Source organism: Okeania sp. SIO2B3, from assembly GCF_010672525.1.
Classification (GTDB): domain Bacteria; phylum Cyanobacteriota; class Cyanobacteriia; order Cyanobacteriales; family Microcoleaceae; genus Okeania.
In genome coordinates this window covers 1-16,337 of record NZ_JAAHGH010000096.1, presented here as the reverse complement: position 1 = coordinate 16,337, position 16,337 = coordinate 1, and the positions used below count along the sequence as shown (strand labels likewise).

Below are 16,337 nucleotides of genomic sequence, written 5' to 3'. Positions count from 1 at the left end.
ATACCAGAAGAAAGAAGGAAGAAGGAAGAAGGAAGAAGGAAAGTTTTGCGTTGTCTGGGTTTTAAGTCGGTCTAGTAGGGTGTGTTAGCGTTTGCGCAGCATTCCGTAACGCACCATCCCACAGTACGCGGTGCGTGAGGTGTAAAATCGACAATTATTCCAGAAATGGTAAGGATACCGTCACACACCCTACTTAATCTTTATGTTGACAAACAGTCTCTAAAAAAGAGTAAGCAAATTCAGTCAAATGACCCTTTGTAGCTTACTCTTCTTTGGACTGACCCACTTATTTAGTTAAATTCCAGACAAATCTGCCAATTTTATCTATATAACCCTTTTTCCCGTCTACCCACACCTCTGCAATACCATTGGAGAACCCAAAAGCATTATCAAACTCTGGCTCAATAATCATTTCATTAGAAGCATTAATATAGCCATACTTGTCATCAATTCTGACTTCTGCTAAACCTTCTGAAAAGTTGCCAGCAAAATCATATTGTGGTTGAATTACTCTATTGCCAGAAATATCTATATAACCATACTTCTCATCAATTTTTACTCCTGCTAACCCTTCGGAGAATTCTTGATTAAAAACAAACTGTGCTCTAATAAATTCTCTACCAGTTTGATCAATATACCCCCACCTATCCCCAATTTTGACCCTCGCTAAACCATCGATAAAATCTCCAGCAAAATCATATTTTGCCTCAATTATCACTTTTCCAGTCGGATCTATATACCCATATTCATAAGCACTGCCAATTCTGACTGCAGCTAATCCACCAACAAAGAACCCGCGTCCCGTTTGTCCTCTATATTCTGGCTGAATCACTATTTTGCCAGTTGGATCGATATAACCCCACTTACCATCAATTGTAACTCGTGCCAGTCCTTCAGAAAAGTAGACCGCCTCTTCAAACTGCGGTTTAATTACCATTTCTCCACTTTTGTTAATGTAACCCCATCTCTGACCAATTTTTTTGACTGGCGCTAAAGATTGGGAAAAACGTACAACAGAATCAAATTCTGGCTTGATAGCTATTTCTCCTTGTTCATTAATATAGCCCCACCTTTCTGCAATTTTTACTGCTGCTAATCCTTCTGAAAAGTTTTTTACCCGCTCGAATCTTGGAGGGATAACTATTTTACCCATCTTGTTGATAAACCCATATTTTCCGTTTTGCTGAATCGGAAATAATTTTCTTACTTTTTTTTTGACAGGCGATGCTGTGGGGGTTGGTGGTGGGGGTGGGTCAATTAATTCCTGAATTTCTTTGACCGCGCTACAGGATGTTAACCCTAAAATAGCTAGACTTATAAATAAATATAGAGAGCGTTTCATTTTGTACAATTTTCCTCCAATTTCTAGTTAATTCTTTAATTTGTATAACTAGATTCAGTATTCTTAGGTTTTGGTCATTTATATCATGCTTCATATCTATTAGACATCTCTGAGGTCAGGACTTTCCATACAATGTCTCTAAAAAGCTTGCTCAAAAGGATTTATGTTAATTTATGGAGATTTTGATTAGGAGAGAATAATTAACTATTTGAGGAAAGTTTGGCATCATTCAATAGCTACTTGTATTATACCAATTCATAAGCATTAATACTATACTTAGGTGACACTTCAGTTATTAACAGAACTTACGCAAAAGATGAGATTACACACCATTGGTAGGGGGTAGGCGGCTGCCTACCCCCTACTTTATTTAGTGGTTATGCGTAAGTGCTGATTAAGTGATTAACACAGATATAATAATTTTTTTGCTAATTAGCAGCCTAGTTAATGTTAATTATTCTTATGTTTACTTCTCCCTTACCGAAAAATTGTGGTTTAAAGCCGACCCTTTTAAGGGGATAATAAAAAAAATTTTCATCTCTTTGTCAATCCTCTTCTTTTCAAGGAGAGGTAATTATTCATTATTCATTATTCATTATTAATTGTTGAATCCCCTACTTCCCTCTTCCCGGGATACCTGCTTCGCATTTGAGTAGACGCTCAAGAATAGCGATCGCTGTTTTATCTGAAGCTTTGATAATTTTTTCTTCTACACCAATATTAATTAATTCCATTCCTAAACGGAGAAAATATGCTCGTTCTATTTGATTATTAATTTCTTGTTCGGTGATACTTCCTCCACCATTTTCTATGTAAGATTTTTGTGGGTCGAAATTAAACATTCTGACTATTGATTTAACTACATATTGTTGCTCTGGTCGTGCTTTGGATAAAAGATTAATTATTGGTTGTTCCCAAATGAATTTTATATCGGTTTTACTTGCCTGATTTTGTAACCATACTTCTAAAGTTGAGACTGGCAAATCAATTGTTTTTTCGTCTACTTTCGCAAAGCTATGAGCTTCGATATAACTAATTTTTCCGTCTTGATTATAATCTGCTGAAGCTACTCTTTTTCCTGTACGACTATAACCACTTAATCCGGCAAAAAAACTGGAACTATAATCTTTATAATCTGCTTCGTTTACTTCTGGAGTGCAACCTACTGAAGGTAAGGTTTTGATAGTCGCAAAAAAACCACAACGACTCTGAAGTGCTATGGGTTTATTGGGGTTGCCACCTTGATAAATAATATTAGCAAATGAGCCGGAAAAACATTGAGCCATCATTGTTACTACTGGAGTATTTTGGGGTAATTTATCTAGAGTTTGTGATAATTTATGAACTGTTAGAGGTCGGTCTTCCCAAAGCATTAGAGCATTATTATTATAATTGTTTGGGTTTTTGATGCCATGACCTGTAAAGTAAAAAAATATAGGGCGACGAGATGTTTCTCCAGAAGCTTTTTGAAACCAATTAAGGAAATTTTTCAATGTTGCTTTGCCCTGAATATTAGGTATTTCTGGTACTTTAAATCGTTGTTTTCCTAATTCATCAATATAGCGAATTGTGGCTTGTCCATCATTGCCATTAGCAAAAAATGTTGTAGCTGCTAATCGGTTATATCCAATTTTTTCTAGGGTTCGTTGAAAGTACAGTACATTTTTTTCAATGGCAATTTCATTTTGCGCTGGAGTACCACCTCCTCCAAATACTAAAAATTTTGGTTGTTGTCGATAGATTTGACAATTATGAATTTTTTGTTGGCTGAGTTTTGTGGAATTATTATCGGCTACTACTACTTGCTGCATGCTTCCAACTGCTAGAAAGATTAATCCTAAAATTAGTTTTTTTATTGTAGATTTTTTGGGCATAATTATAATTTATTAGTCTAGATTTTTTCCTGCTTTATTTGTTTTAAATATCAAAAAGAATGGTACGAATAATTTTTCTATTTAAAAGATTTTACCTAGAAAGTTTATTTGACTAAAAACAGAGTTTTACCGAAAAATTGTGGTTTAAAGCCTCCCCTTTTAAGGGGATAATAAATAAAAATTTTCATTATTAGTCAATCCTCTCCTTGAAAAGAAGAGGTAATTATTCATTATTCATTATTCATTATTCATTATTCATTATTCATTATTCATTATTGAATCTAGCTATAATGATATATAGGCTATTTATACTGATTCTTGGGTGGGCGAATGCCATTCGCCCCTACGACTTCTTACTCCTTGAAACAACCTCAGTATTTGTAGTAAAAATTTTAGTATTTCACATTACACAATATTTCTAATAGCGACAATTAATCCCTGACAAACTCCCGTGAGAAAATCTAAATCTAAAGTTTCAAGAGTATCACTTTGTTGATGATAATTCGGGTTTCGCATATTGGCAGTATCAGTAATCATTATAGCGTTATATCCTCTATCCCAAAATGGAGCATGGTCACTGCGACGAGTATCAGGCACAATTAAACCTCGATTTGGTACTGGCAAAAACTGACAATTCGTTCCTATTTTATTAAATTTTCTACTCATTCGGAACATATCGATGATAGTCAATAAATTACCAATTAATGCAATAAAGTTACCCTGGTTTGGATAAAAATATTTTAATCCACTAGGATAACTTTGGGAACCGGGAGTATAGTCACAATAACCGAGCATTTCTAGGGAGATCATTAGTCTAAGTTGCTGTTGTTTTTGTTTAAGTTTTTCAGCATAATATTGACTGCCTAATAATCCATATTCTTCCATGTCAAAAGCAACTAAACTAACTGGATATTTTAATGGTTGAGATGAAAATTCTCTAGCTAATTCTAGTAAAACTGCTACACCAGTTGCATTATCATCTGCTCCTGGTGTACCTGGTACTGCATCATAATGAGCGCCAATTAATATTGGTGCTAAATTCTGTTTTTTACTGTTATTAATAGAGGGTAAATTTAACACTAAATTTTGATGAGTTTTGCCTCTTACCTGAAATTCATCAATTTCTACATTTCCCCACTGTGACAACTGCTGAGAAATATATTGTCTGACATAAAAATGTCCTCCTGATGCTAAATATGGGTCGCGATCGCGTACTATTTCATTCAGATGATTTTGTAATCTTGCTTGTAAATTAAATGTCATAAGTAATTAGGGTTTGCGCTTCACTAGTCTTTTAGTAGGGGTAGGAGACAACCCACCCCTCGCCCCTCCCCCTCCCAGGAGGGGAAGACAGGAGGAACGGGGAATGGGCGAGGAGATAGGAGTAACAATTGTAAGAATGATTTTTTTTGCCCAACTATGCGCCTAAAATACGCTCCATGTATGAGCGTTTTAGACGTGATACCAGGCACTTTTGAAAGGTCCCAAAAAGGCACTTGGCTTTATATGTCAATGCTTTTAGATTTAATCAGCAGAGCAATAATTATTTAAAAGGGAATAAAAAATATAAGGGAATAGGGAATGGGGAGTAGGAAGTAGGGAGTCAAATATACAATTAATTGTGCTTTACTACTTATTTTTATTTTTTCCCTTCTTCCTTCTTCCTTCTTCCTTCTTCCTTCTTCAATGAAGTTGTGAAATACCGATTAAAAATACTCCAAATACCATAATTGCAGCTCCTATAAATCTTTCTTTGATGGCTTTTTCTTTGAGAATTATTTTTCCCAAAATCACACTAAATAATGCACTGGTTCTTTTGACAGAAATTACATAAGCTACAAAAGTTAAATTTATAGCCATCATTTGACATCCCATAGCTACAGAATTAATCATGCCATATATAACTAATTTCCAGCTACCAGTTTGAAGTTTATATCGATTATGATGGGATTTATATAAAACAATTGGTAATAGCAAAATTGATATGGTGAAAAATACGGAAATTCCCCAAAAAATAGGTGAAGAATTTTGTACGCCTACCTTATCAAAATTACCAGTAATACTCCAAATAAAAGCCACTAATAAAGCTAGTCGTGAACCTTTATCTGTAATTATTGCTTGAAAGGGAGCAAAATATCCTCGCTGTTTCTCTTTGATATTTAACAAATATGAACCAACTACAATTAATGATACGCCGATTATACCGAGCAGGTTAGGAAATTCTCTCACAATTAATGGCGAAGTTATTAATAAAAATAACGGAGTAAAAGTGGTAATAGGAGCAATAATTGATAAGTCAGAAATCTTAATAGCTTTGAGATAAATTGTATAGGCGATCGCGTTCAAAGAGGCACTGACTGATAGAGCTAACCAAAAATTATTTCCTAATTGAGGAATTTCAATGAAAAATAATAGGGGACTTAAAAATAAAGCAGTAAAAAATGTCAGACTACATCCAATAATATATTCATCAAAATTTTTTAGTTGTGTCTTATTATAAACATCTTTAACAGATTGAAGAAATGCTACTGAAGTAGCTAAAAAAAACCAAAGCATAGATTATTTTCCTGCTCAACTGAGTAATTAAGTTAAAGTCGCAGTCTCTATATTAGACATCATCTAGAAAAGAGGGAGTAGGGAGTAGGGAGTAGGAGGAAATAATTAATGATTTCTGTATGATAATTAATTTTATTTTTTATTATCAGAAATGTCTATTAGACATCTCCAGAAATTACATATTCGAGGGAACCGCTGTAGAGTATGGACATTTGATGAAATGTTCCTAAGTTCTTTTGCAAAATATCTATATTAGGACTTACGCAAATATGCTATATATAGCGCTCACAACTATTGGACAATAGTTAATGGACTCTATAAATAGTGCCTTTGCGTAAGTCCTGTATATATAAATATAAGGGAATACAGCAGTCGAAGGAAAGGGTGCGGACATATCAACAGCTTACAGCGGTTTTCCTGCACGGTAGACCACAGTAGGAACGTTCCATGGAACGTCCCTACAAGATTTTGCTTGTGAAGATGTGGTTAATCAATTTGAAAAGCGCTGTAAAACTCAGACAAAACCAGATTTTTCCTTCTTCCTTCTTCCTTCTTCCTTCTTCCTTCTCCTATATCTGCACACATTCATCGATGCCTGATATGCGATCGCTTATTTTGAGATTAAAGTAACAAATATTACTATATTAGATTCCGTACTTAAACTGGGACAAGATTTTTAATTTCTACTGAATATCACTTACATTTAAGTAAAAAATACAACATATTGCTTAAGTGCTTGCACGATTGATACTGTTTTTTTACGCTTTCAGTACAGATTTAGGATGAAATCTTATTTCTCTAAAAGCCTTTAATACTAAACGTTATAAGATATTTAACTATTAAGCAAGCATTATTTAATTTTAAAAACAGTGATTAATATCATTTATTAAAATGATTTTAATCACAGTATAAAACTTTCAATTTGAATAAAAATAGATACAGGAACCCAGGCAGTGTATCTAGAATACAAAAGTAGAATATTACTTAAAAATGGCCTGAGCATAAATTTAATAGTAGCTAATTACACACACACACACAAACCTAACGAAAACGATGATTAACAGTCTAATTAACTCTAAATTCTTTGCAGGTCTAACTGCTACAGTTGCATTTACTGGCGTAATGCTTAATGCTGGTGTTGCTAATGCTGCTGCTTTAATTGGGGAATTGCAACTTGCTGGTCTAGGTACTGCTCTAATTTCAGAAGAGCAACTGAGTTTCAATCCAAATCCAACTACTCTTTTTCTTAGCCCTATTACTGCAACGGGAAGTTTTAATCAGTTTGCTGGTATAAACACAACTATCGAAGGACCTATATCATTTAATCCATTTGGAGCACCCGATCCATTCATAGATTTTGGTGGTGGTAATGAATTTGACCTTGAACAAGCTGAAATAGGAGAAGTTATCCAGAGTGGAAAGAATGCATCCGTAGATATACTCCTCTTTGGAACATTTATCAGCGAAAATGGCGATAGAAGTGATGGTGCAGGTAACTTAACACTTCAATTTAACGATACATTAGCAAGCACAATTGAGGCTCGCCTTGATGCTGGTGAAACACTTACAGCTCAATTTTCTGGTGCTTTGTTCTCTACTACTCCTGTTCCTGAACCTACTGCATTATTCGGTCTTGGTATAGTTGCTACAGGTTTAGTTGCTAGTCGCAAAAGAAATAAAGACTCCAAAGCAAAAATTTAGTAATATCATGTCCGGTAGCATCGGTCTTGTATAGAGAAGATAAGGAAGAAGGAAGAAGGAAGAAGGAAGAAGCTTTAAGAAAAGGAAAAATTTTACTTATATGGCGGTAGATATTTCCCCAACTTTTACACGGGACTATACCAACGGACATGATATAATAGGGCGATCGATACCTTTACTCTAATTAATCATAGTGATATTAGAGTGAGTATAAGAATATTCTGAGAGAGTATGTGAACCTTCTGCTATACTTGGTTTAGGTTTATTTGCTGGAGCAGGCTTTTTATTAAAAAAGAAGGCAAGCAATAAAGCTTAAATTAAACAAGTCTATTCTGAATAAACTCCTGATAATTTTCCACCGCTTCAAAAATCACGATTCAATTAATTCAATTAAAAATAAAATTATTAGTAAAAAGAGAACCTCTTAGTTATGAGGTTCTTTTTGTTATTTGTATAAAAATAGTAAACAGTCTGGTAAAGCAAACCAAGATTGGCAAAACAAAAAAGCTGAATGTTAATTCCCATCAAATAACTTCAAAGCTAAATCTGGTCTATCTGTAATTAATGCAAATACTCCTTGCTTGACAGTTTCAATCATTAATTTTTCATCATTAATTGTCCAAACATAGATATTTTGATTAGTCAGTTTCATGCGCCAAACAAAACCAAATTTTATCAATTGATAATTAGGCGAAACAAAATCAGATTTAGTTGTAAACAAACGAAATTCAGGAAAGATTTCTGATAATCGAGTAGCGATTAAATTTTTGGGTTTACTAACTCCTAATAACAGCCCAGTTGTAATTTGATTATCTGCTTGTTTGACCGCAATAATAGCAGCATCAAGAAAAGATTTAATCACATAATCTTGATAATCTAAATATTTTTTGACTAAATTAACTATCTCCAATTCATATCCAACTTCTTTCAACTCAATATCAAGTTTAATTTTCCCCCGACACAACTTCAACACATCCTCTACCAATGGCACATCAAAACCTTTTTGCCGAGAAATATCCAAAAGTTGTTGATAACTCAAATCACTAATATTCATCCCATCAATTGATTCATCGTGAAACGCAACAAATAAATTATCCTGAGTTTTTCTCACATCAAACTCCACCATTGGTACACCCAATTCAATAGCTTTTTCAAAAGAAGCTAAAGTATTTTCAAATTCCACCAAGCCAGATGCACCTCGGTGAGCAATAATTAATGGTTTAGTAGTCATTTTGTTGAAAATTTATTCCCTGCTATAGTGAAAAATTCTATTCTGACTCCTGTCTCCTGTCTCCTGACTCCTTCTTCATCTTCCTTTTATCCCTAATCGTAGTCTAATCTGGAGCTGTCACTATATAGCTATGACAAATGACAAATATACCTCCGAACCCACCTTCACGGCCAAGGCCAGTGGAACGTGATGAGTGGATTGCAATATTTGTAGCCTTAGCGACTCTTGGCAGTGTATTTTTCTGGACAACTACTCAAGGAAATAATGGGTTTAATCTATTCTCTAAACCTATTCTTTCTTTATCTGAATCTGAATCTGAAACAGTTGATAATCCAGATGTTAGTACAGAAGAGTCAATCTTTAGCTTAGGCTCACCACAACTTAATACCCTGACTGGCGAACCAGCATCAAATTTTGGTCAAGCACTTTCTTCTTCTGAAGAGTTAGAAACAAGTTTAGCTACTCTGACTCCTATTACTGATACTTTTGAGCAGTTAGAGACAAGCGTTAAAGGTTTGGATCGAGCTAATAATGAGGCTGAGACAACACTCGAATTAGCCAAACCGCCAAAAGTCCCACAAGTTGGAAAGAATTTGGCCACATTAGGTATTGGAAGTATGTTATCTGAATCTCCGATGGCAACTCCATCTTTACCTTTGGCCCCTCCTATTCCTAGTTTAACAACAGAGTCACCTACGGCAACTTCTCCTTCTCCAGAGGAGGTAACTTTTAAGTCACCTGGGATTAGTGAAACAACTACTTCTCCTTCTCCAAAGGTAGAAACTACTGAGTCATCCACGGCAACTTCTCCTTCTCCAGAGGTAGATACTGAGTCACCTGGGGTGAGTGAAACGGCAACTTCTCCTTCTCCAGAGGTAGAAACTACTGAGTCATCCACAGCTACTTCTCCTTCTCCAGAGGTAGAAACTACTGAGTCACCTGGGGTGAGTGAAACGGCAACTTCTCCTTCTCCAGAGAATGCAACTTCTGAAATTCCGTTAGCTGGTACAGCAGCGCCATCTCCTGAAACATCTCCTATTGACAAAGTTAAATTTTCTGATGTTCCAGATGATTTTTGGGCCAGTAATTTCATTCAACCTTTGAGGGAACGTGATATTATTGCTCAAGTTGATAGCGATAAATTCGAGCCAGATAAACCTGTAACGCGAGCCGAATTAGCTACTCAAATTCCTCAAGTATTTGAGGAAAAATCAACAGGAAATACTGTTAAATATAAGGATGTACCAGAAGATTTACCAACTCAAGAAGGAATTCAAACAGCTACTAAATCTGGCTTTTTGAGTGGGTATCCAGGAAATGTTTTTCGTCCAGCACAAGAAGTACCAAGATTACAGGTATTAGTTGCTTTAGCTAGTGGCTTAAATCTGGAAATTCCATCAAATCCTGATAAGGTTTTAAGTATTTATAAAGACAAAGAAAAAATACCTGATTGGGCTAAGGAAAAAGTAGCAGCAGCTACTGCAACTGGATTGGTAGTAAATCATCCAGATGTAAAATTTTTGAATCCAAATAAAGCTGCTACTCGTGCTGAAGTTACAGCGATGTTTTATCAGGCTTTAGTAAGATTAGGAAGGGTAGAACAGGTTTCATCAAAATATATTGTGACTCCAAAAAATTAACATTGGCTGTCTTTTTTGATGCACAGTTTTTCTCTAAATATTTACCCTAAATAATCAATGTCTAAAATACCCGGTTTCTCCTAGATACCGGGTTGCTAATATCAGGGAAGAAGGAAGAAGAAAGAAGGAAGAGGGAAGAAGGAAAAATCAAGATTTTGCTTTCCCTTTCTTGATTTTGCTTCTAAGGCTAATTAGGGTTTGCTGATTAATTCTAAAAGTATTGACTGATATTGGTTTTAGCGTTTTATAGTTGAAAAAAGTACCAGCTTTTCGGTGGCAAGAGCTGCATAAAGCTAGTATTTTGGGATGATTATGGCAGAAAAATTGAGAGACAATTGTGAACTCCTAACTCCTCTAAATTCCTATTTATCCTGTCTCCTGTCTCCTGTCTCCTGTCTCCTTCCCCAGCAAAAAGACTTTATTCAGTAAACCCTAATTACTTAATTTCATTAATATAAAAAAAAAATTATGTTATACTAACTTGAAAAAAGAATACTATACTTAAGTAACACTTCAATTATTAAGTAATTAACATATACTGAATAAATTTTTGGTAATTATTAACCAGTCATTGTTAACTATTATTATTTTTACTACCCTACTCCCCCACTCCACTACTCCCCCACTCCCCTACTCTCCTTATGCTCCAAAAAGTACAAAATTTCTTATTACAACTAGCTGAAATGTTTACAACTCCCCTACTTTTTGTCGGGGATACTTATATATCTTTAAGTTTACTTTTAAAACTATTTTTATATTTAATTGTAGTTCTTCTATTCGGTAGAATCTTCAAAAATTTACTCAAAAAAGCATTTTTAGTCAAACTAGGTATAGATGAAGCTAATCGAGAGGCAATATCTACAATATTTAGCTATGGAGTGAGTACCCTGGGCGTGATAGTTATTTTACAAACACAAGGTTTTAATGTCTCTTCATTAGCAGTTTTAGCCGGGGGTTTAGGTGTAGGTATTGGTTTAGGATTTCAGAATATTACCAAAAACTTTATTAGTGGTTTGAATGTACTGATAGAAAGACCGATAAAAATAGGAGATTTTATTGAATTAGATAATGATTTAGGTTTTGTAGAAGAGATTGGTTTGCGTTCAACTAGAATTAGAACATTACAGGGTAGTCATATAATTATTCCTAATGGCATTTTAATAGAAGGAAAAATACATAACTTAAGCTACGATAGTTTTAAAGGTAGGATTGAACTTGATATTTTTGTATCTGATGATAGTGACCCGGTATTAGTTACAGAAACTGTACTAATGTCTGCTTATATGGAACCTGTAGTATTACGAGAACCACCTCCAAAAGTTTTGTTTCTGGGGTTTGAAGATAACGCCTTTAAGTTTCAATTATGGGTATGGGTAAAGGAGATTTATAATCAACCAATTTATATGAGTTCTTTACGGTTTATTATCTACAATAATTTACATCAACAGGGTATTTTAATTCCTTGGGACCATATTAAGATATATCTGAATAATACACAAGAATCACAACATTTAGAATCATCTCAAAATACTGTTCTTCATGGGGTAAGAAACCATCCATCTATATCTAGTAAACCTCTATCAGCTAGAGATTTATTATTACAAGTTGCTTATTTTGAAAACTTTACTGATGTTGAGTTACGAAAATTGATAGAAGTAGGGTATAGAAAACGTCTCAGACCATTAAAGATTCTATTCCATGAAGGAGACCCTGGTGATACTTTTTATATTATTCTTTCAGGTTCAGTAGAGGTCTTTGCTGAAAAAATTAATAAACATCTGACTATTCTAAAAGCTGGCAATTTTTTTGGAGAATTAGCTTTAATGTTAGGTATTCCTCGTACAGCTTCTATCAGAGCACTTGAAGATACAATTTTATTTGCTATTCATAAAAAAGGCTTTGAGAAAATATTACATGAAAATCCAGAATTAGCAGAGGTAATTGTGCAAGAGTTGGGTAAACATCAAGAAGAATTATCTGAACGTCAAAATGAGCTTAGAAGATTGGGATTAGTTGATGCAGAAGAAGATGATAAAAATCCTGTAGTTTGGGTTAGAAATCGTCTTAAAAATATGTTTAATTTATAATTCTAGTAAGCGTTTCCTACGGAATGCTGCGCAAACAGCCGTCAGCTATCAGCTATCAGCTATTAATCTTGGGAAAAGAATCAAAAGTTACTGCTAAATTCTCCTTCCCCAACCTGAGAAATAATTATTCATTATTAATTGCTGATAGCTGACTGCTAATAGCTGTTTGCGCAGCAGTCCGCAGGAAATGCTTACAGAAAAACTTTGCTTGAAAGCCTCCTCTTTTAACCTACATTCTGCACTTCAAAATATAGTATAAAAAATTAGGAGTCAGAATCCAGAAATTCTGCAATTCAGGAGAAAATAATAACGATTGTGATTTAGTATTTATGCTTAATATTTTCCCAAAAGTTTTACTCTTGAGAAAGGTCAATAAAGAGCATTTATACAGTAGGAATGGGAATTATAGAAGAGGTAGTCAGAAGAACCTTCCCTTGATTTTCTCCCCTATATTTCCCAAAATGCACTCCTTTTTGAGGGATTGGAGCTGAAAATCAGCTACTTTTTCAAGACCTAAAAAGGCTAAAACCTTTATCTGTAAATTCTTTGATATTTAATCAGCAAGCCCTAATTATTAATTGTTGAAAATACTTTTAATTCTCTCAATTGTACGCTGATTTTCTTCAGGAGTTCCTACCGTAATTCTTAAACCACCACCTGTATGGCGAATTAAAGTTCCCTGATTTTTAAGTTGCTGCATCAAATTATTTAAACCTTTTTCCTGAGACAGGTTTTCTCCTAATAAACTCAATCCTTTATCCGTAAGTCTGGCATAAAAGAAATTAGCCGTACTTTCCCAAACTTTTAGAGCTGAAATTTCCCTAAAACTGTCAAATAACTTAGTTCTTTCTGTCAAAATTTCCGGTATAAAAGATAGAACATCTTGTCTGTAGGTAAGCACTAATTTAGCAGCAGCTTGAGAAAAACTTGGTAAGTTGTAAGGAAGGCGAACTTTTTCCAAATTAATAATAACTTCTGGATGAGCGATCGCGTATCCTACCCTGAGGGAAGCTAATCTAAAAGCTTTGGAAAATGTTCTTAAAATTACCCAATTAGGATGTTGGTTTAATTGTTCAGCTACAGTAGTCTGACTAAATTCAAAATAGGCTTCATCAATTACTACCATAATTTCTTCAGGCAAACTAAGTAACCATTCTAATTCTGCAGTAGTTAAAGCGTTAGCTGTAGGAGAGTTTGGATTAACAACAAATACCACTTTTACAGTCGAATTGTTTGTTTGATTAATAGCATCCTGAGCAGCAGAAATATCTATTTCAAAATTTGCCTCACTTCTACCAACATTTACTATGGGAATACCAAGAGTTTTGGCAAGAATAGAATACATAGAAAAAGTAGGAGTAGTAGTTAAAATAGAAGCTTCTTCTCCTAAGCAAGTAGCAATTAAAATAGAACGAATTAACTCATCTGAGCCATTACCAACAGAAATATTATCGGCAGAAATATTAGCTGATGGAGTTGCTTCATTCACATATTCAGCTATAGCTTCTTTAAGTTGGAAATGACTGCCATCTGGATAACGGTTTGTTTCAATTAATTCTTGATAATTTCCAGCTAACTTTTGTTTTAAATTATCTGATAAATCATAAGGACATTCATTAGTATCTAATCTATCTAAAGGAATTTCTGAACTGCCACCAGGATGAGGCGTATAAGCTTTAAGATTACTCAGATCTGAACGAATAAAAGGTAACATAAATTTTTTAGAGTTATTTTTACATCCTAATTAGGGTTTGCTGAAAAAGTCTTTTAGTAGGAGTAGAAGATAGAAGACAGGAGAAATTGGAATGAGCGAAGAGGTAAGATTCAACAATTAATAATTAATAATTAATAATTAATAATTATTAATTAATTATTACCTTTCCTTGAAAACGGAATTGATTGACTAATCATGAAAAATTTTTCTTGTTTCTCTTTGAAAGGAGAGGATTTTTACCTTCATTATTCGCTAACAATTGTCAGAATGATGTTTCTGCCCAAGTCTTGCCTAAAATACTAACTTTTTGAGCATAAAGAGCTGAAAAATTTGCACTTTTTCAAGGCATAAAAAAGCCTAAAGCCTTTATATGTCAATGCTTTTAGATTAGATCGGTAAGCCCTAATCAGAGGATGTCATTTATTATAGACTTTGCCACAATTTTTGGAAATAGGAAACTGTTAAGAAAAAGTTGATTTCTATATACAGCAATATGATTTGAGTTGTGAGATATTGGAAACTTTTAGGGAACACCGGAACTGGGCACTGGAAACAGAGAAGAAGAAAAAAAATCCTTTTTTCGGTAATTGTTAATTCTTGAATTATTCCTTCATTAATTATCTTTTTATTTTGGATTTAATACCCCACTGTCACCCGCAGTGTTTACAATTAGTCGGGTTTTGAGTCCCCATCCATTTTTTCTTCCTTCCTTCTTCCTTCTTCCTTCTTCCTTCTTCCTTCTTCAAACAAATATTTGCAACATTTGATTACCTCCTTTCTGAAATTCATAAGTTACTTGTTTAATTTCCGCTTTATATCCTTTAGGTGTTAATTTTTCAATTATTGGCGTTAATAACGGTGAAATTTCTCCAGAAAGTTTAACCAAAGGAAAAATTCGTACTTGTTTAGCAACTCGACACATTTCTAAAATTGATTCTAGATGAAATTATGCTGAGAGATGCTCAGAATATAAAAATAGAAAATGGCTACATAAAGCTAAATCAAATCTGTGATTATCAAAAGGCAGTTTCGGCAATTCAGCAGTTAAATAACGTTTTTCCTGAAACCCATTAGGAAAGTCTAATAAAAATTTTTCCATTGCTGCCATTCTTACCTTTAGTAGATTTTCTGGCGACTGTAAATTTTGCCAAACAAAAGTATCATAATTTGCCTTTATTTGGTCAATAATATTTTGAGAAGTTGCCTGAATACGTTGAGAAATTTCATCAGCATTAAACTTATATATTGGGTCGCAGGAAATGACATTATATCTTTCAAAAGTCATTTCATAATTAAAACTTGACGGTCCTGCGGCACAGTCGATAATTTTGAATTTCTTCTCTTCTGGAGTAAGGTCGAACATAGAAATATATTCGTCAAGATTTCGACCCCAAGGTACTATTTTTTCTAGTTTAATTGTCATAGTTATTTCTTAGGAGTCAGGAGTCAGAATGAATCGCTTTGATACTATTTATTAGGTCATAATTTATCTTTTTCGTCCAATGGATATCTCCTATAAAGTATTTTAATTGCTCTTATGATTCGTAACATTCTTTTTCCAAATTGGTATGAGATATTTTTCTACTACACACTCTCAAATTATGCGCTTCACAAAATGATTTGACTGTTGCGGCATACGCAATAGAGAGAGGAAGTAGATATTTTTTCTACTACACACTCTCAAATTATGCGCTTCACAAAATGATTTGACTGTTGCGGCATACGCAATAGAGAGAGGAAGTAGATATTTTTCTACTACACACTCTAAAGTTATGCGCTTCACAAAATGATTTGACTGTTGCGGCATACGCAATAGAGAGGAAGTAGATATTTCTCCATGGCAGACTCTAAAGTTATGCGCTTCACAAAATGATTTGACTGTTGCGGCATTCGTAATAGAGAGGAAGTAGATATTTTTCTACTACACACTCTAAAGTTATGCGCTTCACAAAATGATTTGACTGTTGCGGCATACGTAATAGAGAGGAAGTAGATATTTTTTCTACTACAGACTCTAAAGTTATGTGCTTCACAAAATGATTTGACTGTTGCGGCATTCGTAATAGAGAGAGGAAGTAGATATTTTTCTACTACACACTCTAAAGTTATGCGCTTCACAAAATGATTTGACTGTTGCGGCATACGTAATAGAGAGGAAGTAGATATTTTTTCTACTACAGACTCTAAAGTTA

Annotated in this window: 12 protein-coding genes and 1 pseudogene; 4 read left to right on the top strand and 9 right to left on the bottom strand. The window is 34.2% G+C overall.

Going from position 1 to position 16,337, the window contains the following annotated elements:
• Positions 1-286: 286 nt before the first annotated feature.
• The 4 genes from F6K15_RS31195 to F6K15_RS31180 all read right to left on the bottom strand — a co-directional run bounded on the left by F6K15_RS31195 (position 287) and on the right by F6K15_RS31180 (position 5,772).
• The gene (locus F6K15_RS31195) at positions 287-1,342 is read right to left on the bottom strand and encodes a WG repeat-containing protein (RefSeq protein ID WP_293068935.1); all 1,056 of its coding nucleotides are present in this window, start codon (positions 1,340-1,342) and stop codon (positions 287-289) included.
• 614 nt (positions 1,343-1,956) lie between these two features.
• Positions 1,957-3,216: a caspase family protein gene (locus F6K15_RS31190; protein WP_293068932.1), complete on the bottom strand. Its 1,260-nt coding sequence runs from the start codon at positions 3,214-3,216 to the stop codon at positions 1,957-1,959.
• 405 nt (positions 3,217-3,621) lie between these two features.
• Positions 3,622-4,479 (bottom strand): M20/M25/M40 family metallo-hydrolase, encoded by an 858-nt coding sequence (locus tag F6K15_RS31185; RefSeq protein ID WP_293068930.1) that lies wholly within the window; start codon positions 4,477-4,479, stop codon positions 3,622-3,624.
• A gap of 420 nt (positions 4,480-4,899) precedes the next feature.
• Positions 4,900-5,772, bottom strand: coding sequence for an EamA family transporter (locus F6K15_RS31180; protein ID WP_293068927.1), 873 nt, complete (start codon positions 5,770-5,772; stop codon positions 4,900-4,902).
• 1,053 nt (positions 5,773-6,825) lie between these two features.
• On the opposite strand from F6K15_RS31180, the gene F6K15_RS31175 reads away from it, so the two are divergent.
• Both F6K15_RS31175 and F6K15_RS38770 read left to right on the top strand, forming a co-directional pair.
• A complete protein-coding gene (locus F6K15_RS31175; protein WP_293068924.1) occupies positions 6,826-7,473 on the top strand; it encodes a PEP-CTERM sorting domain-containing protein in 648 nt (215 codons plus the stop codon).
• Positions 7,474-7,711: 238 nt separating this feature from the next.
• A pseudogene (locus F6K15_RS38770) lies at positions 7,712-7,789 on the top strand (LPXTG cell wall anchor domain-containing protein); the annotation flags it as partial.
• A 198-nt stretch (positions 7,790-7,987) separates the two neighbouring features.
• Here the strand turns inward: F6K15_RS38770 and F6K15_RS31170 are convergent.
• Entirely contained in the window at positions 7,988-8,704 is a 717-nt protein-coding gene (locus F6K15_RS31170; protein WP_293068921.1) for a glycerophosphodiester phosphodiesterase, read from the bottom strand.
• Between the two features lie 137 nt (positions 8,705-8,841).
• On the opposite strand from F6K15_RS31170, the gene F6K15_RS31165 reads away from it, so the two are divergent.
• A complete protein-coding gene (locus F6K15_RS31165) occupies positions 8,842-10,344 on the top strand; it encodes an S-layer homology domain-containing protein (RefSeq protein WP_293068919.1) in 1,503 nt (500 codons plus the stop codon).
• A 683-nt stretch (positions 10,345-11,027) separates the two neighbouring features.
• Positions 11,028-12,431 carry a cyclic nucleotide-binding domain-containing protein gene (locus F6K15_RS31160; RefSeq protein ID WP_293068916.1) on the top strand — a complete coding sequence of 468 codons (1,404 nt, stop codon included), beginning with the start codon at positions 11,028-11,030 and terminating at the stop codon, positions 12,429-12,431.
• Positions 12,432-13,005: 574 nt separating this feature from the next.
• Here F6K15_RS31160 and F6K15_RS31155 read toward each other — a convergent pair.
• The 4 genes from F6K15_RS31155 to F6K15_RS31145 form a co-directional block, all read right to left on the bottom strand.
• Complete coding sequence (locus F6K15_RS31155; RefSeq protein WP_293068913.1) at positions 13,006-14,145, bottom strand: histidinol-phosphate transaminase; 1,140 nt, start codon at positions 14,143-14,145, stop codon at positions 13,006-13,008.
• A 742-nt stretch (positions 14,146-14,887) separates the two neighbouring features.
• Positions 14,888-15,067, bottom strand: coding sequence for a hypothetical protein (locus F6K15_RS38765; protein WP_363269089.1), 180 nt, complete (start codon positions 15,065-15,067; stop codon positions 14,888-14,890).
• 24 nt (positions 15,068-15,091) lie between these two features.
• Positions 15,092-15,568, bottom strand: a complete 477-nt coding sequence (locus tag F6K15_RS31150; protein WP_363269087.1) for a hypothetical protein — start codon at positions 15,566-15,568, stop codon at positions 15,092-15,094.
• A 356-nt stretch (positions 15,569-15,924) separates the two neighbouring features.
• The coding region (locus F6K15_RS31145; protein WP_293068910.1) for a hypothetical protein at positions 15,925-16,337 on the bottom strand (413 nt) is incomplete at its 5' end.

Excerpts from the sequence above, each read along its gene's own strand:
- F6K15_RS31155 (WP_293068913.1), bottom strand. The coding sequence starts at position 14,145 with ATGTTACCTTTTATTCGTTCAGATCTGAGTAATCTTAAAGCTTATACG.
- F6K15_RS31165 (WP_293068919.1), top strand. The coding sequence starts at position 8,842 with ATGACAAATATACCTCCGAACCCACCTTCACGGCCAAGGCCAGTGGAA.
- F6K15_RS31160 (WP_293068916.1), top strand. The coding sequence starts at position 11,028 with ATGTTTACAACTCCCCTACTTTTTGTCGGGGATACTTATATATCTTTA.
- F6K15_RS31170 (WP_293068921.1), bottom strand. The coding sequence starts at position 8,704 with ATGACTACTAAACCATTAATTATTGCTCACCGAGGTGCATCTGGCTTG.
- F6K15_RS31175 (WP_293068924.1), top strand. The coding sequence starts at position 6,826 with ATGATTAACAGTCTAATTAACTCTAAATTCTTTGCAGGTCTAACTGCT.
- F6K15_RS31190 (WP_293068932.1), bottom strand. The coding sequence starts at position 3,216 with ATGCCCAAAAAATCTACAATAAAAAAACTAATTTTAGGATTAATCTTT.
- F6K15_RS38765 (WP_363269089.1), bottom strand. The coding sequence starts at position 15,067 with ATGTGTCGAGTTGCTAAACAAGTACGAATTTTTCCTTTGGTTAAACTT.
- F6K15_RS31195 (WP_293068935.1), bottom strand. The coding sequence starts at position 1,342 with ATGAAACGCTCTCTATATTTATTTATAAGTCTAGCTATTTTAGGGTTA.
- F6K15_RS31180 (WP_293068927.1), bottom strand. The coding sequence starts at position 5,772 with ATGCTTTGGTTTTTTTTAGCTACTTCAGTAGCATTTCTTCAATCTGTT.
- F6K15_RS31150 (WP_363269087.1), bottom strand. The coding sequence starts at position 15,568 with ATGACAATTAAACTAGAAAAAATAGTACCTTGGGGTCGAAATCTTGAC.
- F6K15_RS31185 (WP_293068930.1), bottom strand. The coding sequence starts at position 4,479 with ATGACATTTAATTTACAAGCAAGATTACAAAATCATCTGAATGAAATA.